We start from the raw sequence: 25,058 nt of genomic DNA on the forward strand, positions 1-25,058 counted from the left end.
GAAGATCCGCGACACCTCCCAGGCGTACTCCCAGACTCGGTGGGAACTGGACTGGACGAATGATCCCGAATCCGACCCCCGTCAGATCTGCGGACTGCAGGACCTCGCCTTCGGTACCCCGCAAGGCCTGATTCCACTGGCTTCCACGGACCGGGGAGAGACCATCTTCCTGGCACCCCAGGTCTACGACGTCCCCGGCGGCATGTGCGTCGCGTGCGAGGACGGAGACTGGGCCGGCTATCCGATGCCGTTCGCCGAGTGGCTCTACCGCTTCCTGATCGGAGAGGACATGGCGGGATACAAGAGCGCGGCCTTCTACCCCGGCCCCGTGATGCTGGAGTACCCGCCCATGACGCCCGACGAGCGCACACGCGTCAGTCACGGCCCGGAACGCGGCATGTAGGGCGGGCTCGCCGGACAAGACGTCCCCAAGGGGCTGTGAACGCGGCTTGATATGAGTTATCAAGCCGCGTTCGCAAGGCGTCGAGGAAGGCCAGATCCTCAAGGTCACCGGACTGACCGCGTTCGCCTGGGTCAATCTCGGTTTGCAAGGTATCGGGGTACCGACGCCGCAGTTCCCGCACCACTGCCTCCGCCTCCCCGGCGATCCGGTGCGGGCGCGAGTCCGGACGGTGCCAGGCCCGCAAGGCCCGCCTCCCCGTACTCGCGCATTCCAGGGGCTTGTGCGGCCGCGTTCACGCGAGACCGGCGAGGGGAGCGCCGGGTTGCCAGGAGACGGGCAGGACAACGTCGACGCCGTCACGGCAGGCCAGGGGCAGCAGTCGGCTCATGGTGGTGTCGAGGTCGTCGAGCAGGTAGGGCATGGGGCGCAGTGGCCGGTCGAGGCCGAGGAAGAAGTCGTCCCAGTGCACCAGGACGACCCGCCTGGCTCCGGTCGCGACCACGACCTCGTCCCAGTAGGTGTGCAGGAACTCGGCGGGCTGTTTGCCCAGCATGCCGACGCCCAGGTAGACGACGTCGGCGTGGTGACCTCGCAGTGCTCCGGGCCGGTAGTTGGCGCTGGCTTGCAGCAGCACGCGGCCGTGGGGTGGGTGACGAGCACGGAGTAGGCGGTGCCGGTCCTCCAGGCACCGGCGCGGGCCGGCGGGACCAGGGGCTGATCGACGGTACCGGAGTAGTGGTCGCCCGGGCTGTGTGCAACATGAGGCATTGGGAGGCTCACTGCCGTCGATCCGTACGGGGATACGTTGATGAATGAGCAGGAGTCCGCCGCCGCCCTCCGGGAGATCCACGGTCTAAAGGCACTGCGGTCAGGTACCGCGGCGCTGCTCCTGGACGGCCTTCAAAAGGTCCTCGATGGCGGACTGGATGTCGCGGTCACGCAACTCGTCAATCGCTTCGAGAGCGGCGGCCGCGGCCTCACGAATGTGGTGGGGAAGCCCGTCGGAGGCCGTGAGTCGGTAGGCGGCCTTGCGGCGCGCCATGCGCTCGGCGGCGTCTACTGCGTCGGGGCCGGACAGCGGAAAGACGGAGGCACTGTATGCGGATATCCCCAGCACCATCATGTCCGCGATGCCGTCGGCGTACCCGAGCGCGGCGGCCTTCCCCTGGCCTTCCCGAATGGTTGCGACGATGCGACGGCGGGACAGGGCCGTGCCCACGACGGCGCCGCCTCCCAGGGAAAGGCCGCAGGTGACTGCGAGGAACGGCCCGCCCCAGGCGAAGCCGGTGAATCCTCCGAGGACCGCGAGCGCGACCGTCCATGCAGCTGCTGTCCGGGAGCCTATTTGCTCGGGTGTGGTGTCCATGTTGGCAGTGTGCCAGCCGGGACGGACAGCACCGGGGCCGCACAGGCCGTTGTCGGTCAGGGCCGGCCGGCCGCGCTTGCCCAGGGATGCCTGCCCATGTGCGACCAGTTCGAGGTCAGTTGGCTGGCGCGCACCTACCGCCTACGGCAACGTCGAACGGGCTAAGGACTCCAGAGCCATTGCTGTACAGGTGCTGGCGCTGACGAGGAACGTGCCAGTCGCGTGCCAGGTCGAGCGGGGAACCGCGGGGAATAGCGGGGACCCGGCCGCCGGCCGGCCAGGTCCCGTAGCCGCTCCGCCGCGGGTCAGCCCGGCAATTGGCCGTAGAAGACCCAAGCTTCCCAAGCTGAGAGCGTGGCCGCGTGCTCCGGCGCCCGGAGCAAACCGGGGCGGGCCCCTCTTGTTCCGTTTGTTCTCCGGGTCTGTCTGATGTGCCTCACTGTCGGTCGACATGGGCCAGCTGCTCGACTCGGTTGTGCAGGTGCTCGACGTGGTGTTCGGATTCCGGCTTCATCAGGACGCTGCGCAGTATCCGGGCGCCGTCGGTGTCTGCGGTGATCTTGGGGTGGCGGGCGGTGAACGCTTCGTGGCTGGCTTTGAGGGTGCTGAGGTAGACGGGGTCGGGGCTGGTCATGCCGTCGGCGAGGATGCGAGCGGAGGCTGCGTCAATGCCGGTGAGGGTCGCGGCGTCGACGGTGGGGAAGTAGGTGACGATGTCCAGCTGGGGTGGCTGATAGAGCTCCAAGAGGTCGGATGCGTTGATCAGGTCAGCCCACTTCAGGGCGGCTCGCCGACCGGCTGCCAGGACCTGGCCGAGGCCGTCGAGGGTGGGCGGCAGGAGCTGGAAGGTGAGCCACAGAGCAGCTGCGGAGGCGCCGGCGCGGGAGCATTCCAGGCTGATCTCGCCGAGGTGGAGCTCGGTGGAGGTGAAGTAGGTGTAGGGCGAGTCGTGGAGATAGAAGCGGCCCACCTCGGGGTCGCGGAAGAGGACGGCGCCGCAGCCGTACGGCTGTAGGCCATGCTTGTGCGGGTCGACCACGACTGAGTCGCACTGCGCGATGGCCCGCCACGGCTCGGGCGGCAGGCCCTCCGGGCCGTCGGCACCGGCGAGAAGGGTGAAGAAGCCGCCGTAGGCGGCATCGACGTGGATGCGGACGCCGTAGCGCTCGGCGAGGGTCAGGGCCTCGTGGACGGGGTCGACAGCGCCCAGTCCGGTGGTGCCGGTGGTGAGAACGACGGTGCCCACCTGCCCGGTGCGCAGTACGTCCTCCAGCGCGTCGAGGTCCATGCGGCCCTGGCTGTCGGTGCGGACGGGGTGGCTCGTCATGCCCAGGACGTGGCACATGCGGCCGTGGGTGTAGTGAGCGTCAGCGCTGTGGGCGATGCCCCGGCCGGGGTGGAGTTCGCGGGCAACGAAGAGCGCTTCGAGGTTGGCGATCGTGCCACTGGTGGTGAGGTGGCCGAGGTGGGTGTCGTAGCCGAACATCGCGGCGAGCTGCGCGACAGCCTCGCGTTCCATCACCGCAGTGGCAGGGCCACCGTCCAGGGCGTGGTTGTTGGGGTTGATCAGCATGGCGGTGAGGTAGCCGACCACCGCGGCGGGGTGCGGGGGCTTGAGCATCTGGCCCGCGTAGTGCGGGTGGAAGAAGGGGTAGTTGCCCTTCAGCCGCCCGGTGAGCTCTGCGAAGACTGACGCGAAGCGGTCATCGTCCACCTTCAGGGACGGGTGGGGCTGGTAGGGGCCGAAGGTGTCGGCCCAGTCCTGTATCGCGTGGGTGGCTCGGCCGAGCCAGTGCTGCAGATCCACTGATCTCCCTCTCGCTCGCGGGTGTGCGACCACCATAGGATTTAGTTGAGTAGTCAGCAATTGATTGCTCAGCAATTGAGACAGCAGTAGGTGAGGAAGCAGTAAGCTCGACGGCGATGAACGCCAACCCCCAGCGCAGCGACGAAGCTGCCCGCGCCGCCAACAGTCGGCTGGTCCGGGATTTCGGTCTGCTGATCAAGTCCGCCACCCGCCTCGAACAGCGCATCGACAGCGCGCTGCGACAGGAGTGCGGGATCAGCCACACCATGCTGGAGGTGCTGATAGGGCTCTGCCGTCGACCCGGCGAGGAGATCTCCCAGCGGCAATTGGCCGACGACCTCACCCTCACCAGCAGCGGCACCACCCGCCTGATCGACCGTATGGAGGAAGCCGGCCTGGTCCGCCGCGTACCGTCCCCCGCGGACAGGAGGGTGGCCCTGGTGGAACCGACCACTGAGGGACGTACGGCATTCCTGCGGGCCGCGGCCGTCCACGCCCACGTGGTGGAGGAGTACTTCGTCAAGCCGCTGGCAACCGACGACTACGCGCGCCTGACCAGCGCGCTGAGCAAGATCGACAAGGCACTTCGCGAAGAGGCCACGTGAGAGGTCCCGAGCGACACCGAGCCCCGACGGAGCACCGGAGGTGATCACGCCCTACCGGCCGTCTCAGTGTCTGTCTCATTCAGCACCGTTCACGGCCGTTCAGACGAGACCGCTGCCCGTGACCGACTCGGCGACCGGCCGCTCGTGAACGCAGGTGAACGCCCCTGCACACAGCCCACCACCCCACCAACATAGTTGGAAAGCGTGTTGCTCCTGGACCGTCTCCGGACCGTCCAAGGCGAGCCGACGCCGACCAACAGCGACAGAAGCGCACAGCGTCTGATCTGGTCGGAGCCGCGGGCGTCTTCTGACTCGCTGGTCAGTGGACTAGTTATTGAGACTCCGCCAGCTACGCGGTCTTCTGCCCGACTCGCGACCAAGCACCGCACCCGCTTGGAGGAGAAACTCCCGAACGCAGGTAGAAACGGCTGTCCTCGGCCTGGCCGCTCACGACGGCCGGGGCCCGGTACGTGCGTCGGTCGCGTACCTCCTGCCAGACGCCCTGGCTGATGATCGCGGGCCACTGACCCCGGCCGACTTCCTCCCCGCTGAAAACCCGTTCCCTGCTACGTGGCGACTCCAGAAGCGCTCGGACGGTATCGGCGTTCCACTCGCGGGCAAGCGCCGTCCGCTCGTCGCGTTCGTTGAGGTCGCGAGCCAGGGCGGTGGGGGTCTCGCCATCGAGATAGCGAGTGAAGACGTCTCGGACGATTGCAGCCTCCGCCGCGATGATCGCCGCTCCCGATGAGTCGCAGCCGTAGCGGCGCCTACCGCCGTGCGGATGGCCGTCCCGAGCACGGTCGACCGTGGCGTCCCACAGCCGCCGTGAGGTGTCATCACTGGAACGGCAGGCGTGTGCCACCTCGATGCGGAGGAAGAACCGGTCGTCGCGGTCCGCGAGATCGCGCCGGTCGGCCGGGCCGTACAGCGTGATGTCATGCCGGTCGGCAAGCTGTAAGAGCCGTTCAAAATCGTGGGGTTGCCTCATGAGCCGTTCCGGACGGTACGTGAGGATGTGCCTCACCTGGCCGTTGCCGACGGCCTCAAGCGGCACGTGACACGCGGGCCGGGCCCGGGTCGCCGTCTCACCTGGCCAGCCGGCCCAACAGCGACGAAGCGGACCACACACCAAGCGCCGCGGCCACGGCCAGGACGCCGTAGTCGAGGGGCAGGTGCGCGGGGGTTCCGAGCAACAGGCCGCGCAGGGCGTCGACCTGGTAGCTCAGCGGATTGACCAGGCTGACGACCTGGAGCCAGCCGGGCATGACGGCCACCGGGTAGAGGGCGTTGGAGCCGAAGAACAGGGGCATGGTGATCGCCTGCCCGATGCCCATCAGTCGGTCCCGGGTGAGGACGATGCCCGCGATCGTCATCGACAGGCAGGAGAAGAACGCGGAGCCGAGTACGACGGCCACGGCCACTCCGAGGAGCCGCAGCGGGTTCCAGGTCATCGCCACCCCGAGCAGCGCGGCGATCACGACGACGACCACGGCCTGGATCAGCGCCTTCACTCCGGCCGCGAACGCCTTGCCGGTGATGAGCGCGGAGCGGGGCGTGGGGGTGACCAGGAGCTTGGTGAGGATGCCGGCGTCCCGCTCCCAGATGATCATGATGCCGTAGAAGATGGCGATGAACATCGCGGACTGGGCGATGATGCCGGGCGCCAGATAGTCGAGGTAGGGGATTCCGCCGGTCGGGATCGCGTGGATCCGGGTGAACGTCTCGCCGAAGATCAGCAGCCAGAGGGCCGGCTGGATCGCCCGGGTGTACAGCTCGGTGCGGTCGTGGCGGAGCTTCTGGAGCTCGACCGCGCACATGGCGGCCACCCGGGCGGGCAGCACGCGCCAGCCCGTCCTGGCCCTCGGCGGGATCACGAGCAGGTCGAGACTCCCGGGGCGGACGCGCTCAGCCGACGCGGGAAGCGGTGCGGCGGGTGCTTCGGACATCGCTGAAGTCTCCTGAGTGGTCGTCGAGTCCGCTGCCGGCGACGTCGCGGAAGACGTCCTCCAGCGTGGGCAGTTCACCGTCGCCGGTGGTTCCGCGGCGCTCACCGAGGCCCACCCTCAGTTCCCGCGGTGTGCCGAGCGCGCGCACGCGGCCGCGGTGCATCAGCGCGACCCGGTCGCAGTACTGGTCGGCCTCGTCCATGTAGTGGGTCGTCACGAGGACGGTCATGCCGGTGGCGGCCCGTACGGCGTTGATGTGCTCCCACACGCTGGTGCGGGCGATCGGGTCGAGACCGATGGTCGGCTCGTCAAGGATGAGCAGCCGTGGCGCGCTGACCAGGGCCTGGGCGAGTTCCAGGCGGCGGACCATGCCTCCGGAGTACGTCTTGGCGAGCCGGTCGGCGGCATCGGTGAGTCCGACTGCGTCGAGCGCCTGGGCGACACGGGCCGCGCGTTCACGCCGGGACACGTCGAAGACGCGGGCGAACAGGACCACGTTCTCCCTGCCGGTGAGTCCGGAGTCGGCGGACAGTTGCTGCGGCACGTAGCCCAACAGGCGTCGTACGGGCATGCGTTCACGGGTGGCGTCGTGCCCGAAGACGCTCACCCTTCCCGAAGGGACCGGCAGCAGCGTGGTGATGCACCGGAGCGCGGTCGTCTTGCCGGCGCCGTTGGGCCCGAGCAGTCCGAACACCTCTCCGTCCCGGACGGCGAGGTCGAGACCGTCGACGGCGGTCATCTCACCGAAGGCGTAGACGAGTCCGGTGCAGGACACGGCGTCGGCGCGGCCGTCACCGTGGGTGTCGGGCTCGGGTCCGGGGTTCTCCGGCTGTGCGGGTTCGGTGCTTCCGTCGCTGTGCCGTGTCATGTCTCCTCGGCCTCCTCGTGCAGGTTCGCCGCCAGTTTGCGCAGGGCCGGCAGGGCGGCCTCCAGCGCGGCACGGTCGGCCGCGTCGAGGCGGGCCACCTGGCCGCGTACGAGCACCGCGCGCCGCCGCCGCCAGTCGCGCAGCCGGGCGTCGGCCGCGGGCGTGGACAGCAGTCGTGCGGCGCGCCGGTCGGCCGGGTCCGTCTCACGGATCAGATATCCGTCCCCGGCCAGGCGGTTGACGAGCGTCGAGACCGAATTGCCCGCCAGGTAGAGCTCCTTGGCCGCCTCCGACACACGGACGCCCGGCCGGTCGACGACCAGCCGCAGCAGGTCGACCTCGGCACCGCGCAGGCTCGGCCCGCTCGTTCCCGCGCGCAGCCGCCGCCTGATCAGCCGCTGAAGCCCGGCCAGGGCGTCGGCCAGGGCCTCGGGGAACCTCTCCGAATCCGAATCCGAATTCGTATCCGCCTTCACATTTCGAGATTACCTCTGAGTCAGAGGTAATTCGGGAAAGGGAGGGTCAAGAGGCCGGACCCGACGGTGAAACCGAAGGTGTGCAAGTCGATTCGGCGGGTAACCGTTGACCTGCTCACCGGTGTACCCCAGCGCCGGGTGAATCCCGACGGTCAGTACCAACTTGGAGGTAACCGTGCCGGCCGAAGAGGCTCCCGTGTCCATCGACGCGATCGTGTACGGCGAGGGCATCGCCCTGGTCACCGTCGCCGGGGAACTGGACGTCGAGACAGCTCCCGAGCTGCACAACCGGCTGGCCGACCAGGTCCGCGGCGGCAGGCGGCACCTGCTGCTCGATCTGTCGGCGGTCCCGTTCATGGACTCCTCCGGCATAAACGCCCTGCTCAAGGCGCACGATGCCGCCTCCCGCGCGGGAGGGGGCGTGTGTCTCGTGTCCCCGGCCCCGGCCGTCCAGCGCATTCTGGATCTCACGGGCGTCAGCCTCGCCATCCCCTCGGTGGACGACATCGACGCCGCCATGGTCCGGGTAAGGGAGGGAACCGCCCGGCACTAGACCCTGATCCGCCGGACAGGAGTCAGACAGGCCCTAGGCGGAGCGGACGCCCGCCGTGTCGCTCTCGTGGAGCTGTGCCGCCGCGGCCGCGCAGAAGGCCGCCAGGCCCTCCACGAGGGCCGCCCGCCCGGCGGGCGCCATCTGCGCGAGGACCGCTTCCACGGCGTACTCGCGTCGTGAGCGCAGCTCCGCGAGAAAGGTCCGGCCCTGGGGGCTCAGGAACAGGCGCAGCTCCCGGCGGCTGGTGGCGCTCGGTGCCCGTTCGAAGAACCCCACGGCCTGGAGCCGGTCGCAGAGCCTGCTGGTCGAGGGAGGCGTGGAGCCGAGCGCGTCGGCCAGGGTCCTCAGCTTTATGCCCTCGTCGTGTTCCAGGATGAACAGCACCCGCAACTGGGAGGCGGAGACCGGGGCCGTCGAGGCGCGGCCCCAGAGGATCTCCAGCAGCTCGGCCGCCTCGGCGGTCACGCGAGCCACCTCGTTCCGGTGCGGGCGCGGGCCTGAGGAAGTCACCGTCCAACTGTCCCAGCCTTCCCGGCCACTGTCAGCCTGTCGCAGCGGCGACAGCGGCGACAGCGGCGAATTGGTGGATACCGGCACTCGCGTCATCGAACTCGGCCAACCCGTCGAACTCGGCCAACCCGTCGGTCACGGTCAACCGCTCGAACTCGGGCAGCCCGTCGGTCCCGCCCGCCCCGTCGAACTTGGCCAACGCGTCGAACTTGGCCAGCCCATCGAACCCGTCGAACCATCCAACCCATCCACCCATCCAACCCATCGAAGATTGGTCTGCCCGACATCGTGAACAGATTCGTGGCCGCGGAGCGTGCCCTGCGCACCGCGGCGCCCCATGAGTTGCTGAACGCGGTCCGTGACGTGCTCAGCCGTCACTACGCGGCCGATTCCGTCGAACTCTTCATGGCCGACTACGGGCTCACCGTGTTGCAGCCCGTCTCGGTGCTTCCGCACACCCTGGAACCCATTCCGGTACACAGCAGCCCCGAGGGCCGGGCCTTCGGTGCCCAGGAGCCCTTCGTCGAGGAACGCGACGGCGGGGGCGTACGGGCACACTTCCCGGTGACCGTCCGCGGCGACCGACTCGGCGTCCTGGCGGTCGTCCTGCCCTCCGCGGCCCGCGACGGGGAGACGCTCGCCGAGCTCGCCGAGATCGCGGAGGTCCTCGGCCACGAGGTTCTCGTCGCCGAGCGCGACACCGACCTGTATCTCCAGGCACGCCGGAAGGACCGGCTCACCCTGGCCGCGGAGATGCAGTGGCAGTTGCTGCCTGGCCGCTCCTGCTCCCGGCGCGAGTACGAGGTCGGCGCCCAGCTGGAACCCGCCTACGCGATCTTCGGCGACAACTTCGACTGGTCGTCCGACGCCGAACGGCTCTCCCTCTACGTCACGAACGGGATGGGCGAGGGCATCGAGGCGTCGCTGCTGACCAATCTCGGCATCAACGCCCTGCGCAACGCGCGCCGGGCCGGCATCCCGCTCCAGGACCAGGCCGCCCTCGCCGACCAGGCGATCTACGCTCAGTACCGCGGCGACCGCTATCTGTCGGTGCTGATGCTCGACTTCGAGTTGTCCACGGGCCGGATGCGCGTGATCGACGCCGGCTCGCCCCAGATGCTGCGGCTGCGCGGCCGGACCGTCGAACGCGTCGACTTCGAGGCCCAGTTGCCCCTCGGCATGTTCGAGGAGACCGACTACCTCGTGCAGGAGTTCCAGGTGGAACCCGGCGACCGGCTCCTCTTCGTGAGCGACGGCGTCCACGCCGTCGCCGGACCCGGCGGGGAGAGGTACGGGGAGAGGGCCCTGGCCATGGCGATCAACTCGACCAGGCTGCTGCCCGCGACGGAGGTGCCCCGCGCCGTCCTGAGAGAGCTGACCGGCCACCGGGGCAGCCCCGGACCGGAGGACGACGCCCTCGTGGTGTGCCTCGACTGGCACGGTCCGGCGGGCGGCGGGCGCTAGCAGCACTGCGGGCCCGAATGCAGCGGGCGCGGGTACGGGCAGGACCCCGTGCCCGCGCCCCTGTCCGTCAGAAGCTGACGACCGCGTGGACGGTCTTGCCGTCGGGGCGGGAGAGCACGGTCAGCTCGGAGGACAGCCTGCGTACCAAGGGCCAGCCGAAGCCGCCCTGTCCGGTCAGGTCGAGACGCCGGGGACGCGGTGGCTCGGGATCGTCGTCCGAGACCGAGATGCCCACCCCGTGGCCCATGTCCCTCAGATGCAGGCTGCACAGCCGGCCGCGCGCGTGCCGCACCACGTTCGTGACGAGTTCCGAGACCACGAGCGTGACGGCCTCGGCGGTCTCTCTCGGCACCGTTCGCGGCAGGTCACCGAGGAACGTGTGGACGATCCGCCGTGCGTGCACTGCGGCCTGCGTATCCCGCTCCAGCTTCGCACCGAGATCAAGGCCGGATTCGCAGGGCGATTCGACGGTGGTCATGCCTTCGCCTCTCTTGCCGTACTCCCGCCCGCTCGTCGCGCAGCGGCGCCGTTCCGTGCGGTTCGATGTGCCGGGCAGGCTGTCTCCCCTTCTTCCCGGTCCGCCGCCGGCCATGTCACGGGTTCCCCCGCTTTCACACCACACCCACAGACACCCCGTCCGGGACGGCAACGGGGGGCCGGGCCGCACGCTGCCGCTGCCTTCCTGCGGCTGTATCTACGTAAAGGGATGGGACTGCCGCGGCGGATCGGGGGCACCAGGCACGCGTGCCGGACGCCCGCGGGTGGTTCGGCGACATCGCTCCCGCGGCGGTCGTACGGGGCCGGGCGACCCCGAGGCCGACGCGGTCGAGCGGCAGGGTGGTGGCCCCCGCCGGGCAGGGGCCGGCCGGGCCACCACCCCGGCACCGCTCCTCACCCACCCGGGGTGGAACGCGGCACGGACGACAGGAGGCGGCGGATGTCCCAGACCATCACGGCACGAGCAGAGGCCGGCGGGACGCTGGACCCGGCAGAGGCACTGCACCGCAAGCAGCGGTTCCGCAGACGCCTGGAGCGGCTCATCGGCATCGCGGCCACCGAGGGCAACGAACTGGTTCCCCTGCGCAACGGCGACCGGATCTTCGCCGCGATGCTCGACGCGGTCCGGTCCGCCGAGCACACCATCGACATGATGACGTTCGTCTACTGGCGCGGGGAGATAGCCCGCGAGTTCGCCGCCGCCCTGTCCGAGCGGGCCCACGCGGGTCTTCGCGTACGACTGCTGCTGGACGGATTCGGCGCGAAGCGGATCGAGGGGGACCTGCTGCGGTCCATGACCGACGCCGGTGTGCAGGTCGCGTGGTTCCGCAAACCCCTGTGGCTCTCGCCCCTGAAGCAGAACCACCGCTGCCACCGCAAGGCACTCGTCGTCGACGAGCACACCGCGTTCACCGGCGGAGTGGGCATCGCCGAGGAGTGGTGCGGTGACGCCCGCGGTCCCTCCGAGTGGCGGGACACCCACGTGAAGGTGCGCGGGCCCGCCGTGGACGGTATCGCCGCGGCGTTCGCGCAGAACTGGGCGGAGTGCCACGACGAGCTCTTCGACGACCGGGACCGCTTCACCGGACACGAACAGCCGGGCACGGCCACCGTGCAGGTGGTACGGGGATCCGCCAGTTTCGGCTGGCAGGACATGCAGACCCTCATCCGGGTGATGCTCGGCTCCGCCGAGGAACGCTTCCGTCTCGCCACGGCCTATTTCGCCCCCGACGCCTACTTCGTGGACCTGCTGTGCGCGACTGCGCGCCGCGGTGTCCGGGTGGAGATCCTGCTGCCCGGTCCGCACACCGACCAGCGTGCCTGTCAGCTGGCCGGCCAGCACTACTACGGCGCACTGCTGGCCGCGGGCGTCGAGATACGCCAGTACCAGCCGACCATGCTCCACACCAAGATCATGACGGTGGACGGCGTGGCCTCCCTGATCGGTTCCACCAACTTCAACCGCCGCTCGATGGAGCACGACGAGGAGGTCATGCTCGCCGTCCTCGACGAGACGTTCACCGCGGCCCTCGACCGGGACTTCGACGAGGACCGGGAGAACGCCGTGAGTATCGATGCGAGCCGCTGGCGGCGCAGGTCCCCGGTCCAGCGCGCCAAGGAACTGGCCGTCGCACCGCTGCGCCGCTTCCTCTAGGACCTGTCCGAGCAGGGCGGAACCGGCGGCGGCCGGCCCGGTCGAGCGGGGCGGAACCGGCGCGGCCTCCTTCGGCCTTCCCGAAGCGGGGCAGGGTGGGATCGCCCGCGAGGTCAGCGGGGCCGCTCGCCGGTCTCGCAGACCTTGCGGGCGATCTCCCGCAGTTTGATGTTGTGGTCCTGGGACGCCTTCTTCAGCACGGCGAACGCGTCCTCCTCGCCGAGGCCGTGGCGCTCCATGAGGATGCCCATCGCCTCGCCGATCTCGTGCCGCGTCTCCAGGGCGTGCCCGAGCTGCTGGTGCTTACGGGCCGAGGACAGGGCGACCGCGGCGTGCGAGGCCAGCACCCAGCCGGCGCTCTGAGCCGACTCGCCGAACATGTTCGGGCGGTGCGAGTACACGTTGAGGGCGCCGAGTTCGTCCTCGTCGGTGAACAGCAGGAAGCCCATCATGCTGCCCATGCCCAGCTTTCTCAGTTCGGGCGCGAAGCGGGACCACTTCGGGTGCGGCCGGCGCAGGTCCTCGATGGCGTAGAGCTGCTCCCGGTCGGTCACCGCGTCGAAGCACGGACCCTCCCGCAGGTCCTGCTGGATCCGGTCCGCCATGCGCACGACGTCACTGGTCGCGGCCAGCGCGCTGACCTCGCCGCGGCGGACCGTGAGGATGCCGCTCTCGTCGCAGCCGTTGATGAGCACCGTCGCGTGCTCCACGATCCGGTCCAAGGTGGCCTGCACCGAGTCCTGCGCCAGCAGGTCCCGTGCCATCTCCGCCAGAGCGACGGCAAACTTCTCCCAGACTTCGCCGGGCTCCTGCGCCATGGGCCATCCGTTCATCGGTCGAAACGAAACCAGCCTTCACCTGGGCTTCCATTTTGCCACCCCGTTCCGCCCCCGCCGAGGCGATCGTGTGTCGACGGTTCGCCGGCCCGCGGGAAATCCGGACGCGGAACGCGGTCGTCACGTGCGGGCACCGCATATCCACGGGATCTTTGCATGCCTCACCTGTTTCATCCGGTGGATCGAGGGTGACCCGACAGGAGACCGGATCCCGGAGAACGCGCTCGACCCGATCAGGAGGCTCGTATGGAGAACTGGCGCGAAGGCGCGTCTTGCCGCACCGTTGACCCCGATCTGTTCTTCCCCATCGGCAGTACCGGCCCCGCGGTGCTCCAGATCCAGGAGGCGAAGGCGGTCTGCACGGGCTGCCCGGTCCGTGAGCAGTGTCTGAGCTGGGCTCTGGACACGGGCCAGACCGTCGGCGTCTGGGGCGGTACGAGCGAGGCGGAACGGCGCGCGCTGGCACGACGCCGTTCCCGCCGGCGCTCAGGAAGCACCCCCGCGTAGATCAGGAGGCAGCACCGGGCCCGACCACGGGCCGGGTACGGACGCAGGTGACCGGGTCACGACGCGGCGAGAGACATTCCGCCGACGAGATCCGAACGAAGGGCACGATGGAGATCGATCCGAGCCGGAACAGGAAGTCGTCGTTCCAGGAACTGGGGACGCTCACCAGTGCGTTCGGCGGCGAGTTGCGCAATGTGACGGACGCGCGGCTGGCCGCGGACGGCTATCTGCGCGCCCTCTCGCGAATGACGCCGCCGTCGGCCGCCGAGCACTGGGACGACATCCTGCTGGTGGTCACCGAACTCGCCGCGAACACGATCCAGTACGCTCCCGGCCCCTTCGAACTCCAGATGCGTCCCACCATCGACGGTGTGCACGTGACGCTCCACGACAGCAGCACCATCGCACCCGCGCCCCGCCGCTTCCGCCCCTCCCAGGGCGGGGGCGGCATCGGGTGGCATCTGATCCACGCGCTCTGCGACCAGGTCAGTGTGATCGTGCGGCCCGACGGCAAGGACGTCCACGCGTTCCTGCCGTGGTGACGGGTCGGCACCCGCGTGACGCGCGCCGACCGGGAGTGCCGTGCCGACGCGGAGTTACCGCGCCGACGCTGAGGCGTGATGCCGGCGTGGAGTCGCCGTGCCGACGTGGAGGTGTCGTTCCGCTCGACATGGGCACCCGGTTCCGGTGAAGAAGCTGTCCCGTCGCACGATCGAGGTGGAGCGTTGAGTCCAGAGCCGGAACCGTCCGAACGGGAACCGTCCGAGCGGGAGCACGCCGTGTGGGACCGGGTGCGCCGCACCGCCACCGGAATGAATCATCATCAGGCGAAGGCGGCTCTCGGCGACGCGCGGAAGGCCGCCGAGGAGCGTCCGGAGGACGGTACGGCGGCACCCGACGCGCGGACGGAGGCGGACGAGTGGGAGCGGATCACCGACGCCCTGGCCGACCACGCCGGGGCGTACGACCCCGCCACGGACCCCTTCGTCCAGGGGCAGCTCGCCGCCCGGTCCAACCGCGCACGGGCATCGACGCCACGCGGCTGAGCAACACCCCTCGCCCGTTGTCAGTGGTTTACGGAACAATGCTGGTCAGCAACAGCGTCACCGGACCGGTGCCGTGTGATCCCGTCCGTCCGTCGAAAGGCCGCCTGCACATGACGTCGACCTCGCACCTTCGTGCCGTGCCGCGAGCGCCGATCGGAGGCCGGTGACCATGCTGCGGCCGCTGTCCCGCTCGCGCGCACCGCTGAGCCCCGAAGGTGCCGAGGTCCTGCGTCTGATCACCCAGCGACGTTTCCCCGTCCGCCTCACCGTGCATGCGAACGGCCGCCGCCGGTACGGCTACTGGCTGCCGTTCGATCCCACGACCGGACGCGGTGGCTGCTACGTGGCCCTGCCCACCGGCGAATGCGACGCGCTGCACGCGGCGGGCCTGATCGTGCTCGGCGATCCGCTCGTCGACCCCGGGAAGACCACGTACGCGGTCCAGGCCGCTGCGCGTACCGCCATCACGGGTCGGAGCGAGGCGCCCGGCCGGAGCGAGCCGGCTCGTGGCGACGCGACCGGCCGGAACGAGGCGACCGGTCGTGGCCGGGCCAGGGAATCGACCCTCTTTCGGCACGCCCTGACGGCCTGACCCCCGCTTCGGCGGCATGCCGTGCCGGGCTGAACCTCGCTTCGGCGGCATGCGGTCACGACCTGACCGCGCTTCTGCGGCATGCGGTCATGGCCTGAACCTCGCGCTGCCAGGCCGGAGTTCGAACGGGGACCCCGGAGTGCGAACGGGGGCGCCGCACCGCGGAAGCGCGCAAGCGGCGAGTCACGGAATCACCGAAGAGACGCCCGGTTCCGCTCAGCCGCTCGGGCCGGGCGAGAGCGGCACCTCGGCGGTGATGCGCTTGCCTCCGGCCCCCAGCCGCGAGATGACGACGTCGCTGGCCAGGGTGCAGACGATCATCCAGCCCCGGCCGCCGACCCGCATGCGGCCCACGGCGTCCAACTGATCGGCGCACACGGGCAGTCGGTCGCTTCGGTCGCTCACGGACAGACGTACCGCCCGCCCGGTCCGGGTCACGTCGAACCCGGTGACACCGCCCCCGTGGATCATCGCGTTGGTCACCAGCTCGGAGGCGACGAGCAGGGCGTCGCCGGCGGCGTCCTCGTCGTCACGGGCCAGGGCGCAGGGCCGCCCCGCGAGGGCACGCCTCACGACCTGACGCACCTCGGCGGGACTTCCGGGGCCCGGCGAGCCCCTGTGTCGCGAAACGGCCACCCTGTCGGTGGCGGACGTCTGACGCTGCCGGCACATTCCTCGCTCCTCCGATCCCGGCCGGAATTCCTCCGGGCCGGTCGCGCGGTCCCGCGTCGGCCCGGCGCGGGCGCGGCCATGTTCCGTGCCTCGACGCTCCGTTGGCCTTCACGCGGCCGCGTCGCGCCCTTCGCCCGTACGTCCTCGGCTCGGGCCATCCCGTTCCCGGCCGTCGCGATGTCGTACCCGCTTCCCGGCCGGGGCGATTCACTTCTACGGCTGACCGTGAACCGCGGCCCCAAACCTGGACGTTCGAGCACGCACCGGACCCCGACACGCCCAGCCGGCCCGGCGCCGACACGCGAACACCTCACGAACAACGGCCGACCGACGTGTCCCACCCGTACCGCGGTCACTTACTCTCAAGTAATATCCGCGGCAGACCCCTGAGGAGGAACCGTGCCACGGCCCGAACGATCGCCCTTGCTGCTCGCAGGCCTTCTGGCCACCGCGGGCGTCGCCCACTTCGCGGCGCCCCGGCAGTTCGACGCCATCGTCCCGCGCGCTCTTCCGGGAGCTCCCAGGACCTGGACGTACGCGAGCGGAGTCGCCGAACTCGCCCTGGCGGCAGGGGTGGCACTCCCCCGGACGCGCCGGGTCGCGGCGCTCGCCACCGCCGCGTTCTTCGTCGGGGTCTTCCCCGCCAACGTCCAGATGGCGGCGGACTGGCGCCGTCGCCCCGCGCCGCAGAGGGCCGCGGCTCTCGCACGGCTCCCGCTCCAGGTACCGCTCGTACTGTGGGCGCGCGGAGTCGCCCGGTCCGGAAAGGGACAGTCATGACATCTCAGGTGAACGTGGGCGACCAGGTCGAGGATTTCACGCTGCCGGACGAGACCGGGGCGGTCCGGAGCCTGTCCGGGCTGCTGGAGGAGGGGCCCGTGGTGCTCTTCTTCTATCCCGCCGCCCTCACCGCCGGATGCACCGCCGAGGCCTGCCATTTCCGCGATCTGGCCACCGAGTTCACGGCCGCCGGGGCGCGGCCGGTCGGGATCAGCGGTGACGCGGTCGACCGGCAGCAGGAGTTCGCCGACCGTCACACTCTCGGCTTCCCGCTGCTGTCCGACGCCGACGGAAGCGTTCGCGAGCGGTTCGGGGTGAAGCGCGGCTTCAGCCTGGCCCCCACCAAGCGCGTCACCTTCGTCATAGGGAAGGACCGCACCGTCATCGAGGTGGTCCGCAGCGAGCTTCGCATGAGCGCCCACGCCGACCGCGCCCTCGCCGCATTGCGCGAGCACAAGGCCTGAGACACCGGGGCCCGGTCGCGCACAGGGCCCGGACCGGAGTGAACAGGCCCCGCCCCTATGCGGATGGAGGGCGGGGCCCGTTCACTGTGGCCCATTCTCGACACGGTCCCCGTCCGCCGACAGGGAGTGCGACCCGGTGACGTGGGGGACACCGGACACACCCCGTGCGCGCCGCGCGCCTCCCGTGTGCGCCCTCCCTGGTCCGCCCCCGCCCCCGCTCTCCCCCGTCCGGCCCGCCCGCCGCCACTCGCGAGGCGGCCTGTCGGGTGCCCCGGCGAAGGGTCATGCTGGAGCCGACGAGACGGACCCAAGAACCACGGAGGCCCCATGACGGACCAGGTCGCATCCCTCGAAGTGAAGCCGGCGGCCGGACACATCGGCGCCGAGATCACGGGAGTCGACCTGGCGCAGCCGCTCACGGACGAGGTCGTGGGCGCGATCCGGGCGGCGCTGCTGCGCTGGAAGGTCCTGTTCTTCCGCGATCAGCGGCTGGACCACACCTCGCATGTCGCCTTCGCCCGCCGGTTCGGGACGCCCGTCCGCCTCCGGTCGCGGGGCAGCGCGTCCCCCGGAGAGTTCCCCGAGGTGGAGACCACGGCCGACCGGCTCGAACTGGGCGGGCGTTACGGCATGGACCACGAGGAGTGGCTGCGCAGGCGCCGTCATTCCCTGCTGCGCGGATGGCACTGCGACCACGGTGCCCGGGTCGATCCCCCGGCCGCGACGATTCTGCGCGCCGAGACCGTGCCCCCGTACGGCGGCGACACGACCTGGTCGAACCTGGCCGTCGCCTACGCGGGTCTCTCGGCTCCCGTGCGGGCCTTCGCCGACACCCTGCGCGCCGAGCACCGGCTCGGGGTCGGGTACCAGAGCCGGCCGGGCGACGACACGTACGTCCGTCATCTGCTGGACCGTCAGATCGCCACGGACCACCCGCTGGTGCGGGTGCACCCGGAGACGGGCGAGCGGCTGCTGTTCGTCAACGGCTACTACATCGAGCAGATCCTCCGGGTGTCCCGGCCGGAGAGCCGGGCGCTGCTCGACATGCTGCTGGAGCAGGCGACGCGGCCCGAGTACACGGTCCGCTTCCGGTGGGAGCCGGGCAGCGTCGCCTTCTGGGACAACCGGGCGACCATCCATCTGGCGCCGGGCGACACCGCCCACCTCGACCAGCCCCGGATCATGCACCGGGTGATGCTGGCCGGTGAGGTCCCGAGGGGGGTGGACGGTGTGCCGTCGGCGCCGATCGTGGGCAGCGAGCCCGGCCGCTGGTGAAGGCGGCCGGTCCGCCGGGAGCGGGATGCCGTCAGAAGATTCCCTGCCCGGGGACCAGGATTCCGCGCGGGTCGTAGGTGTGCCGGGCGGTGGCCAGCCGTCGGTAGGCGGGGCCGAAGTGCTCGCGCCAGTCGGCCGCCCCGAACGGTACCGAGCCGACCGGATAGTGGGTGCCGCCCGCCGCGTGGACGGTGTCGTAGGCCGCCCGGTTGGCCGCGAGGAGACGGTCGACCGTCGAGGTGTCGCCGGGCGGGGTCGTGCGCAGGACGGCCAGCAGATAGGACACCGGGTCGTCGGGGGTGCGCAGCAGCGGAGTGTGCAGCTTCTCGCGCAGCACCGGGTACAGCAGGACGACACCGGGCCCGAGGTCCGCCGGTGTGAGGTCCGCCAGCAGTGATTCGGCCAGTGTCGCCGCCGAACGGCCCGGCAGCAGCAGGTTGAGCCAGGGGTGGGCGAAGGCCCACAGGCCCGCTTCCTTGAGGGCGGCGACCGAGGCGGCCAGCCGGTCGAGGAAGTCGTAGTAGCCGAGGTCGCTCGACTGCACGCCGGCGGGGTCGTGCCGCAGTCCGCGCAGCAGCGCCGTGTCGTCGGGGGCGGGACCGACGGGCGGCCCGTAGGCGACGGCTTCGATGACATAGCCGCGGAAGGCACCGGCGGCGTCGGCGCTCACCTGGCCCTCGACATAGTCGAAACGGCCCTCCTCGACGAGCAGCCGCTGGTCGTCGAGGAAGGTGCGCAGGTCATCGTACGGAAGCAGGTAGTGGCGTACGGTCTCGGGCGCGGGGACCAGGCGCAGCGTGGCGCCGACGATGATCGCGCACTGGCCGAGTCCGGCGAGCACGGCGTGGAACAGCTCGGGGTGGTGGGCCGGGGAACAGCGGACGAGGTCGCCCGCGCCGGTGACGACCTCGAGTTCCCTCACGTTGTCGACCTGGGCGCCCCGGCGGTGGGTCTGGCCGCCGATGCCGCCGACCGACAGGGTTCCACCGACGGAGAGTTCGAGGTAGTCGGTGAAGGTCGGCGGGGTGAGTCCGTGGGCCAGGGTGGCCCGGGCGACCTCGCTCCACCTGGCGCCCGCGCCGACGGTGACCGTCGTGCTCGCGGGCCCGACCGGACCGATGGACGCGAGCGGGGTGGTCTCGACGACCAGGCCGCCGTCGACCTGTGCCTGGCCCTGTGTGGCGTGGCCCTGGCCGCGAGGCGCGACGGGCAGGCCGTGCCGGTTGCAGAAGCGGACCATCGCGACGATGTCGCGGACCGAGCCCGGTCTGAGGACCGCGGCCGGACGCCGGTGGACGATATGGCCGAAGTCGTCGGCGTCCGCCGCGAGCGAGGCTTCGTCGGTGTGCACGCTCCCGTCCAGCCGCGGGAGGCGGGCGAACGGCCTGCCGGTGGGGGCGGTGGCCGCCCAGCTCCGGGTGAAGGGATCGAAGCCGACGACGGCGGCGCCGGTGGCGGCGAGGCCCTTCAGTGCGGTGCGTCGCGAGGGTGTCCGGGGCATTGCGCTCCTCCTGGGACGACAACGTCAAACGATCAACTTCCGCAGATTGTATGGGACTTGAGGGACATCCGGGCCAGTTGATCCGAACGCGCGCACTGGTGCGCCGGTGCCGTGAGAAACGACCGCGTCCGCCGCCCCGGGAGGGACGGCGGACGCGGTGGAGCTGGACCCTCGGGTCACTTGGCCTGCGAGGTGGCCTCCGGCTCGTCACCGTCGACCGGCGTACGGCTGTATCCCTGGATTTCCAGGGCGCGGTTCGCCTTCGCGGCACCGTTCTCGGAGTTCTGTCCGCCCAGGTTCTGGCGGACCGAGTCGAGGATGGTCAGGCCCTGCGCGACCAGGCCGGCCGCTATCTCACCGAGGCCGTCGGCGCCGTTGAGGACGTTGACGTTGGCGCCGGCGAGACCGCCCGCCGCCTCCTTGACGATGAGGGGGAGCTGGTCGATCAGCATCCGGTCGAGCGCGACCCGGTCGTGCGAAGCCGCGGCCTCGGCCTGGATCTTCATGCGCTCGGCCTCGGCGATGGCGAGGACCTTGATCCGCTCGGCCTCGGCCTCGGCCGGCTTGACGACCTCGGCGACAAGCTGCTGTTGACGCAACTGGGCGGCACGCTGGGCGAGTTCGGTCTGCGCGGCAAGAACTTCCTGCTGGGCGTGGGCCTGAGCGAGCGGGCCCGCCTGGGCGGCCTGCGCCTGCGCCCGGTCCACCTCGGCCGAGTACTGCGCCTTGACGATCGCCGTCTGCCGGGCGTACTCGGCCTGGTTGCGCGCCGCGACCTGCTCCGCCTCGACGGATGCCTGCGTGGCCTGCGCCTGCGCGATCTGGGCCTGGCGCTGGATGGCGGCCTTGTGCGGCGCGGACATCGCGTCGATGTAGCCGGTTGCGCCGTCGTCGATCGACTGGATCTGGAGCGAGTCGACGATCAGGCCGATCTTCGCCATTTCCAGCTTCGAGGTGTCGAGGACCTCGGCGGCGAGCTTCTGGCGCTCGGTGACGATCTCCTCGACAGTCATCGAACCGATGATGGCGCGCAGATGGCCCGCGAAGATCCGGCCCGTCAGGACCGACATCTGTTCCTGGTCGGACAGGAACCGCTGGCCCGCATTGATGATGCTCTCGGTGTCGTTGCCGACCTTGAACGCGATCACGGCGCGGACGTGCAGCGAGATGCCCTGCTTGGTGACGCAGGTCTCGGTGACCTCCGCCTCGCACATGGACAGGGTCAGGAAGCGGGTCTTACGAAAGACGGGCAGCACGAACTTGCCGTGCCCCGTCACCACTCGGAACGGCGCGCCCCCCAGTCCCCGCCTGCCACCCGAGATCAACATCGCCTCATCGGGAGCGGGTACGCGATAACCGAACATGCTTCTCCTTCTCAACCGGCGCCGACGGCGTCGCCGTCCAGCGCGTCCAGCGGATCGGCCCACGCGATGACGTCGACCTCTCGGCATCCCCTGGACTCGATCACCAGCACGGTCGCCCCCTTCGGCAGGGGCTCCCGGGACCAGGCGTGGAAGGTCTCGGATCCGCCTCTCACATGCACCAGGATCTCGCCGGGACCGGCGGATCCCCGAGTGCCGATGAGCAGTTCCCCCGTGCAGCCGATCACGGCTTCGTCCTGCACCACAGCCGGCCACCCCCCATCACTCTGTATCTGTCTCCGACCATAGCCCCAGCCCTGTCCGGGCGCACACGCCCCCCGCCCTCAGTGAGCCGCGGGAGGAGTGCACGCCGGGGGCCTCACAAGAAGTGTGGGCTCAACCCTTGGTGAAGCGGTAGGTCTTGCTGTCGGTCAGTACACAGAAGCCCGGGGACACCACGATCACGCGCAGGGTGGCGGTGCGCCGGTCGTAGTCGATCCCCTCCGCCTCGAAGGTGCCCGAGCAGGAACTGCGCAGCGGGAGCGGGCGCAGCGCGGTGACGTGTCCGACGACGTCCGCCGAGCCGTTCGGCTCCCCGGAGAGGTCGATCCGGAGCAGCGGCTTGATCATGCCGAAGAGCGTTCCGGCCGGGTCGTCGGAGGAGCAGAGGAGCTGGGTCGCGGTGACGAAGTCGCAGCCCTGTACGTCCCGTACGGCATGGTCCAGACCGATGGTGGACGCCTGCGGAAGGTTGACGGAGGGGGAGGTCGCCGGGTTGACGCCGGGGGTCGGGAACACCAGGAGCCGGCTCATCGTGCCGTACTCGCCGGACACCATCCAGGAACCGCTCGGCGCGATGGTGACGAAGGAGTTGTTCAGCGCCTCACCGGCGCTCAGCGTGTGGACGTACTCCGACCAGGCGCCGCCGGGGGCCTGCACCCGGAACATCTTCGCGCTGCCGGAGTCGGCCTGATAGGGCTCCACGTAGTAGCCGTCGTACGAGGCGTCCGGGTCTCCGACATGGTTCCAGCCACGGCTGCTCACACCCACGGGGATCGTGCCGATGCCCGTGTAGTGGTTGGGACTGCCTGCCGGGACCTCGACGGAGGTCAGGCCCTGGCTCTCGGTCAGCGGGTCGGCGCGGTCCGAACCCACCTCGTTCCAGGTGTCGGCGGCCGAGGCGGGAGCGCCGGTGGCCATGGACAGGACGGCGGCGGTGGTGAGGGTGACGAGACCGGCCAGGACCGCGTGACAACGTTGCCGTGCGGGCATGCGCATGAGGGGTGCTCCTCGACAGGGGGTGTCTGGTCGGCGCACAGTCTGACCCGCCGAGATCGTCATGTACAGACCAACATGTGACACCTGGCGACGGGTCACCGGCGCTCGACCCTCCCCCGGCTCGATGCCGCCACCCCGAACGCGGCCGAGCCCGGCGGCACACTCGGGAGGACGAGTGCGCCGCCGGGCTCGGAGCGGGCCGCGGGGTACGGGGTACGGGCAGCGACCGCCCGTACCGCGAACCGTCGGCCGTCAGCTGTTCGTGCAGCTGTTTCCGGCCGTCGGGTTCAGCAGAGCCAGCACGTTGACCGTGTTGCCGCAAAGGTTGACGGGGATGTTGACGGGGATCTGGATGACGTTGCCGGACAGGACTCCGGGGCTGTTCGCAGCAGCACCGACCACCGGTCCGGGGTCGGCGGCGGCGGTCCCGGCGGTGGCCAGCAGGGCCACACTGGCAAGTCCGGCGGCGGCCATCAGACGAATACGCATTCCAAGCTCCGTTCATTCGCAGTGGTGCGAGCTCCTCCACCATCACCTCTGCAAACATTTGCCGACATTCCAGCGCAGCCGAACGGGGGTTCGCCCGCCGCGGCACTCCTGGAGCGGGACCGGCACAGGGCGCGTCGCGCGGGGCGTACGGAATGCCCGTAGCGTGAGTACAGACCCGGTGGAACAGGGAGAAACTATGACTTCGAGCCAGCCCGACGCGTCCACGCCCTCCGACGACAGGGTGACCCCCGACATGCTGCTGCACACCGGCACCGAGGGCCCGGTGACAGCCGAGGACCTGGTTCTCGCCGCGGGTCGCGACGTCACACCGCAGACCCTCGCCTGGGCCGAGCGCAAGCTCCAGGAGGAGGGTTCCGCGGCGGTGGACAAGCTGCTGCCGTAGGGCATCGCGGCAGGTCGGCCACGGGCCGGCTCGGCCGGCTCCGATGCGGCGGAGCCGACCGAGGGCCCGTGCGAAGGGCGGGTCAGGCGGCGGGGCAATCCTTCCATGCCAGGTGGTAGACGGTGCTGATGTCACCGTCCGTCGAGTCCATGGTCATGAAGCTGGAGCTGCCGGGCGTCGAGGTGCCCGCGTTGACGCGGAGCTCGGTGTTGATGTTGAAGTTGCGCTGAACACCACAGGGCGCCCAGACCAGTTGGGCCCAGTCCGTGGTGTCCGTGGACTGCCAGTCGTCGCTGTAGGGGCCACGGAAGGGGTGGGTGATGGAGGCCGTGTTCGGGGATCCCTGGAAGTAGTACGAGGCCTTCTCCGTGCTGCTCGCACCCGACTGGAGCGAGGCGAAGCCGCGGTAGTCCGCGCTGGCGATGGCATAGGTGAAGCCCTGCGGGACATGCACGTTCAGGTTGAGCTGGCAGTTCTTGCGGAAGGCGGTGGGGTCGGCGTTGCCTCCGACCTGGGCGAGGTAGGTGCTGTAGGTCACGGTGAAGGCGGTGTTGTCCGGGGAGACGGCGACAGCCGCGGTTCCCTGGGGACAGCCGGATCCGTTGACCGTGGCGACACTGATGACGATCTTGTCCGGGGGCGGGTTGTCGAACACGGGGTTCTGGCTCGACAGGGGAAGCGCTGTGGCGAACAGAGCGGCGATCGCGCCGCCCATGAACAGGCCACCGGCCATGGTGCTCCAATCCGTTGCGTCGGTGTTCCGGCGGCAGCACTCGGGCGTACCGCCATGAATGGGGGGTGCGGTTCCCCGAACGGACAGGGAACCGTCGCGGACCAGTGCGTTGGATCAAGCGCGGCTCGTTTGTACATGCGCATGACAAATACGCACGCGCGAGCCACTCCCGGTTGTAAAGGAGCCGTGAAGGAGCCGTGAAGGCCGGGAGCGACGAAATCGTACGTACGGGGGGCCGCGGCGGACAGGGCCATCTCCGGCCATTCGATACGCGCCGTTCACACCCGCCGCCACGGTCACGGGGCCCGTTCACCACGGTTCACGCCACCCACGGGCGCGTCCCCGGACCGGCCGGGGCGAGACGGGACCGCGCGAATCGCCCGCCCCCTCGGCGCGCCCCGGACACCCCTGCGACACTGAGACACATGGATCCACGACACCTGAGACTCGGCCGCCGCCGAATATGGATGAGCGGGGCCGTCTGTTTCCTGGTCTTCGGGCCGATCGCCTGGTTCTTCGGTGGCTGGATTCCCTTCACGCTGCTGGCCGTTGCCCTCGCCATCGCCACGGCGGTCCTGCACTGGCGGGCCCCCACCTGGCTCGCGCCGGCCATCGCCAAGGGCCAGTCGGAGAGCCGTCGGGACGTCGCCACCTTCTGCGTGGTCATAGCGGTGAGCGGCTACGCCCAGCCGCCGTCGCAGCCCGCGCCCTCGCCGTCGGCTCTCGCGGCCCTGCGCCTGGAGGCGTACCGGGCCGCGGCGGACGACGATCTCTCCGAGGACCTGCGGCTGCTCGCGGCCGACGCACTCGCCGCCGCGGACCAGGCCAACGCCGAGGACGCCCCCGCGGGCTGGCGGGCGGCACGCGCGAGCGCCGAGCGACTGGCGCACGCCGCCCAGGAGGGAAATCCGTACGTACGGCAGTTGCTCATCCAGTGGGTTGAGGGCAACCAGGCGAGCGACCGGTAGCCG

Annotated in this window: 32 protein-coding genes; 14 read left to right on the plus strand and 18 right to left on the minus strand. The window is 70.3% G+C overall.

Annotated elements, in window-relative coordinates:
- The first annotated feature begins 202 nt into the window (after positions 1–202).
- A complete protein-coding gene (locus tag ABZV42_RS04940; RefSeq protein WP_355987390.1) occupies positions 203–403 on the plus strand; it encodes a hypothetical protein in 201 nt (66 codons plus the stop codon).
- Positions 404–695: 292 nt separating this feature from the next.
- Here the strand turns inward: ABZV42_RS04940 and ABZV42_RS04945 are convergent, their stop codons facing one another.
- From ABZV42_RS04945 to ABZV42_RS04955, 3 genes are all read right to left on the minus strand, one after another.
- Entirely contained in the window at positions 696–1,037 is a 342-nt protein-coding gene (locus ABZV42_RS04945) for a hypothetical protein (protein WP_355987392.1), read from the minus strand.
- 234 nt (positions 1,038–1,271) lie between these two features.
- On the minus strand, positions 1,272–1,769 hold the full coding sequence (locus ABZV42_RS04950) for a hypothetical protein (RefSeq protein ID WP_355987394.1): 498 nt from the start codon (positions 1,767–1,769) through the stop codon (positions 1,272–1,274).
- A gap of 436 nt (positions 1,770–2,205) precedes the next feature.
- Positions 2,206–3,576 carry an aminotransferase class I/II-fold pyridoxal phosphate-dependent enzyme gene (locus tag ABZV42_RS04955; RefSeq protein ID WP_355987396.1) on the minus strand — a complete coding sequence of 457 codons (1,371 nt, stop codon included), beginning with the start codon at positions 3,574–3,576 and terminating at the stop codon, positions 2,206–2,208.
- Positions 3,577–3,692: 116 nt separating this feature from the next.
- On the opposite strand from ABZV42_RS04955, the gene ABZV42_RS04960 reads away from it, so the two are divergent.
- Complete coding sequence (locus tag ABZV42_RS04960; protein ID WP_355987398.1) at positions 3,693–4,181, plus strand: MarR family transcriptional regulator; 489 nt, start codon at positions 3,693–3,695, stop codon at positions 4,179–4,181.
- 349 nt (positions 4,182–4,530) lie between these two features.
- Here ABZV42_RS04960 and ABZV42_RS04965 read toward each other — a convergent pair whose 3' ends face one another.
- From ABZV42_RS04965 to ABZV42_RS04980, 4 genes are read right to left on the minus strand one after another with little or no spacing between them, the layout of a single operon-like run.
- On the minus strand, positions 4,531–5,310 hold the full coding sequence (locus ABZV42_RS04965; RefSeq protein WP_355987477.1) for a recombinase family protein: 780 nt from the start codon (positions 5,308–5,310) through the stop codon (positions 4,531–4,533).
- Positions 5,267–6,127, minus strand: a complete 861-nt coding sequence (locus ABZV42_RS04970; RefSeq protein ID WP_355987401.1) for an ABC transporter permease — start codon at positions 6,125–6,127, stop codon at positions 5,267–5,269. Before ABZV42_RS04970 ends, ABZV42_RS04965 begins: the two co-directional genes overlap by 44 nt.
- Positions 6,087–6,995, minus strand: a complete 909-nt coding sequence (locus ABZV42_RS04975; protein WP_355987403.1) for an ATP-binding cassette domain-containing protein — start codon at positions 6,993–6,995, stop codon at positions 6,087–6,089. The genes ABZV42_RS04970 and ABZV42_RS04975 overlap by 41 nt, the downstream gene beginning before the upstream one ends.
- Positions 6,992–7,471: a helix-turn-helix domain-containing protein gene (locus ABZV42_RS04980; protein WP_355987405.1), complete on the minus strand. Its 480-nt coding sequence runs from the start codon at positions 7,469–7,471 to the stop codon at positions 6,992–6,994. Before ABZV42_RS04980 ends, ABZV42_RS04975 begins: the two co-directional genes overlap by 4 nt.
- A gap of 175 nt (positions 7,472–7,646) precedes the next feature.
- Here ABZV42_RS04980 and ABZV42_RS04985 point away from each other — a divergent pair, with 175 nt between their 5' ends.
- The gene (locus tag ABZV42_RS04985; protein WP_355987407.1) at positions 7,647–8,024 is read left to right on the plus strand and encodes an STAS domain-containing protein; all 378 of its coding nucleotides are present in this window, start codon (positions 7,647–7,649) and stop codon (positions 8,022–8,024) included.
- Positions 8,025–8,057: 33 nt separating this feature from the next.
- Here the strand turns inward: ABZV42_RS04985 and ABZV42_RS04990 are convergent, their stop codons facing one another.
- Positions 8,058–8,489, minus strand: coding sequence for a MarR family transcriptional regulator (locus ABZV42_RS04990; protein WP_355987409.1), 432 nt, complete (start codon positions 8,487–8,489; stop codon positions 8,058–8,060).
- Positions 8,490–8,565: 76 nt separating this feature from the next.
- The gene (locus ABZV42_RS04995; RefSeq protein WP_355987411.1) at positions 8,566–8,790 is read right to left on the minus strand and encodes a hypothetical protein; all 225 of its coding nucleotides are present in this window, start codon (positions 8,788–8,790) and stop codon (positions 8,566–8,568) included.
- Between the two features lie 32 nt (positions 8,791–8,822).
- Here ABZV42_RS04995 and ABZV42_RS05000 point away from each other — a divergent pair, with 32 nt between their 5' ends.
- A complete protein-coding gene (locus tag ABZV42_RS05000; protein WP_355987413.1) occupies positions 8,823–9,998 on the plus strand; it encodes a PP2C family protein-serine/threonine phosphatase in 1,176 nt (391 codons plus the stop codon).
- A 67-nt stretch (positions 9,999–10,065) separates the two neighbouring features.
- Here the strand turns inward: ABZV42_RS05000 and ABZV42_RS05005 are convergent, their stop codons facing one another.
- Entirely contained in the window at positions 10,066–10,476 is a 411-nt protein-coding gene (locus ABZV42_RS05005) for an ATP-binding protein (protein WP_355987415.1), read from the minus strand.
- Between the two features lie 459 nt (positions 10,477–10,935).
- On the opposite strand from ABZV42_RS05005, the gene ABZV42_RS05010 reads away from it, so the two are divergent.
- The gene (locus ABZV42_RS05010) at positions 10,936–12,150 is read left to right on the plus strand and encodes a phospholipase D-like domain-containing protein (protein ID WP_355987417.1); all 1,215 of its coding nucleotides are present in this window, start codon (positions 10,936–10,938) and stop codon (positions 12,148–12,150) included.
- 113 nt (positions 12,151–12,263) lie between these two features.
- Here ABZV42_RS05010 and ABZV42_RS05015 read toward each other — a convergent pair whose 3' ends face one another.
- Positions 12,264–12,968 carry a GAF and ANTAR domain-containing protein gene (locus tag ABZV42_RS05015; RefSeq protein WP_355987419.1) on the minus strand — a complete coding sequence of 235 codons (705 nt, stop codon included), beginning with the start codon at positions 12,966–12,968 and terminating at the stop codon, positions 12,264–12,266.
- 264 nt (positions 12,969–13,232) lie between these two features.
- Between ABZV42_RS05015 and ABZV42_RS05020 the strand changes: the two genes are divergently transcribed.
- The 4 genes from ABZV42_RS05020 (at position 13,233) to ABZV42_RS05035 (ending at position 15,131) form a co-directional block, all read left to right on the plus strand.
- A complete protein-coding gene (locus ABZV42_RS05020) occupies positions 13,233–13,493 on the plus strand; it encodes a WhiB family transcriptional regulator (protein ID WP_355987421.1) in 261 nt (86 codons plus the stop codon).
- 107 nt (positions 13,494–13,600) lie between these two features.
- Positions 13,601–14,035 carry an ATP-binding protein gene (locus tag ABZV42_RS05025; protein WP_355987423.1) on the plus strand — a complete coding sequence of 145 codons (435 nt, stop codon included), beginning with the start codon at positions 13,601–13,603 and terminating at the stop codon, positions 14,033–14,035.
- Between the two features lie 183 nt (positions 14,036–14,218).
- On the plus strand, positions 14,219–14,539 hold the full coding sequence (locus ABZV42_RS05030) for a hypothetical protein (protein WP_355987425.1): 321 nt from the start codon (positions 14,219–14,221) through the stop codon (positions 14,537–14,539).
- 169 nt (positions 14,540–14,708) lie between these two features.
- A complete protein-coding gene (locus ABZV42_RS05035) occupies positions 14,709–15,131 on the plus strand; it encodes a hypothetical protein (protein WP_355987480.1) in 423 nt (140 codons plus the stop codon).
- Between the two features lie 216 nt (positions 15,132–15,347).
- Here ABZV42_RS05035 and ABZV42_RS05040 read toward each other — a convergent pair whose 3' ends face one another.
- Positions 15,348–15,803: an ATP-binding protein gene (locus ABZV42_RS05040; RefSeq protein ID WP_355987427.1), complete on the minus strand. Its 456-nt coding sequence runs from the start codon at positions 15,801–15,803 to the stop codon at positions 15,348–15,350.
- Positions 15,804–16,202: 399 nt separating this feature from the next.
- Here ABZV42_RS05040 and ABZV42_RS05045 point away from each other — a divergent pair, with 399 nt between their 5' ends.
- From ABZV42_RS05045 to ABZV42_RS05055, 3 genes are all read left to right on the plus strand, one after another.
- Complete coding sequence (locus ABZV42_RS05045) at positions 16,203–16,583, plus strand: MauE/DoxX family redox-associated membrane protein (protein ID WP_355987429.1); 381 nt, start codon at positions 16,203–16,205, stop codon at positions 16,581–16,583.
- The gene (locus ABZV42_RS05050; RefSeq protein ID WP_355987431.1) at positions 16,580–17,047 is read left to right on the plus strand and encodes a peroxiredoxin; all 468 of its coding nucleotides are present in this window, start codon (positions 16,580–16,582) and stop codon (positions 17,045–17,047) included. The genes ABZV42_RS05045 and ABZV42_RS05050 overlap by 4 nt, the downstream gene beginning before the upstream one ends.
- A gap of 327 nt (positions 17,048–17,374) precedes the next feature.
- Positions 17,375–18,322 carry a TauD/TfdA family dioxygenase gene (locus ABZV42_RS05055; RefSeq protein WP_355987434.1) on the plus strand — a complete coding sequence of 316 codons (948 nt, stop codon included), beginning with the start codon at positions 17,375–17,377 and terminating at the stop codon, positions 18,320–18,322.
- A gap of 31 nt (positions 18,323–18,353) precedes the next feature.
- Here ABZV42_RS05055 and ABZV42_RS05060 read toward each other — a convergent pair whose 3' ends face one another.
- The 5 genes from ABZV42_RS05060 to ABZV42_RS05080 all read right to left on the minus strand — a co-directional run bounded on the left by ABZV42_RS05060 (position 18,354) and on the right by ABZV42_RS05080 (position 22,951).
- Complete coding sequence (locus tag ABZV42_RS05060) at positions 18,354–19,823, minus strand: FAD-binding protein (protein ID WP_355987436.1); 1,470 nt, start codon at positions 19,821–19,823, stop codon at positions 18,354–18,356.
- 176 nt (positions 19,824–19,999) lie between these two features.
- Entirely contained in the window at positions 20,000–21,187 is a 1,188-nt protein-coding gene (locus ABZV42_RS05065; protein ID WP_355987438.1) for an SPFH domain-containing protein, read from the minus strand.
- 11 nt (positions 21,188–21,198) lie between these two features.
- On the minus strand, positions 21,199–21,450 hold the full coding sequence (locus ABZV42_RS05070) for a hypothetical protein (protein ID WP_355987440.1): 252 nt from the start codon (positions 21,448–21,450) through the stop codon (positions 21,199–21,201).
- A gap of 130 nt (positions 21,451–21,580) precedes the next feature.
- Positions 21,581–22,462, minus strand: coding sequence for a hypothetical protein (locus ABZV42_RS05075; protein WP_355987442.1), 882 nt, complete (start codon positions 22,460–22,462; stop codon positions 21,581–21,583).
- Positions 22,463–22,714: 252 nt separating this feature from the next.
- On the minus strand, positions 22,715–22,951 hold the full coding sequence (locus tag ABZV42_RS05080; RefSeq protein ID WP_355987444.1) for a chaplin: 237 nt from the start codon (positions 22,949–22,951) through the stop codon (positions 22,715–22,717).
- A 196-nt stretch (positions 22,952–23,147) separates the two neighbouring features.
- Between ABZV42_RS05080 and ABZV42_RS05085 the strand changes: the two genes are divergently transcribed.
- Entirely contained in the window at positions 23,148–23,354 is a 207-nt protein-coding gene (locus ABZV42_RS05085; protein WP_355987447.1) for a hypothetical protein, read from the plus strand.
- Positions 23,355–23,436: 82 nt separating this feature from the next.
- Here the strand turns inward: ABZV42_RS05085 and ABZV42_RS05090 are convergent, their stop codons facing one another.
- A complete protein-coding gene (locus tag ABZV42_RS05090; RefSeq protein ID WP_355987449.1) occupies positions 23,437–24,087 on the minus strand; it encodes a DUF4360 domain-containing protein in 651 nt (216 codons plus the stop codon).
- A gap of 425 nt (positions 24,088–24,512) precedes the next feature.
- Between ABZV42_RS05090 and ABZV42_RS05095 the strand changes: the two genes are divergently transcribed.
- A complete protein-coding gene (locus tag ABZV42_RS05095) occupies positions 24,513–25,055 on the plus strand; it encodes a hypothetical protein (protein ID WP_355987451.1) in 543 nt (180 codons plus the stop codon).
- Positions 25,056–25,058 lie beyond the last annotated feature (3 nt).

Source organism: Streptomyces sp. NPDC005281 (genome assembly GCF_040607495.1).
Taxonomy (GTDB): Bacteria; Actinomycetota; Actinomycetes; order Streptomycetales; family Streptomycetaceae; genus Streptomyces.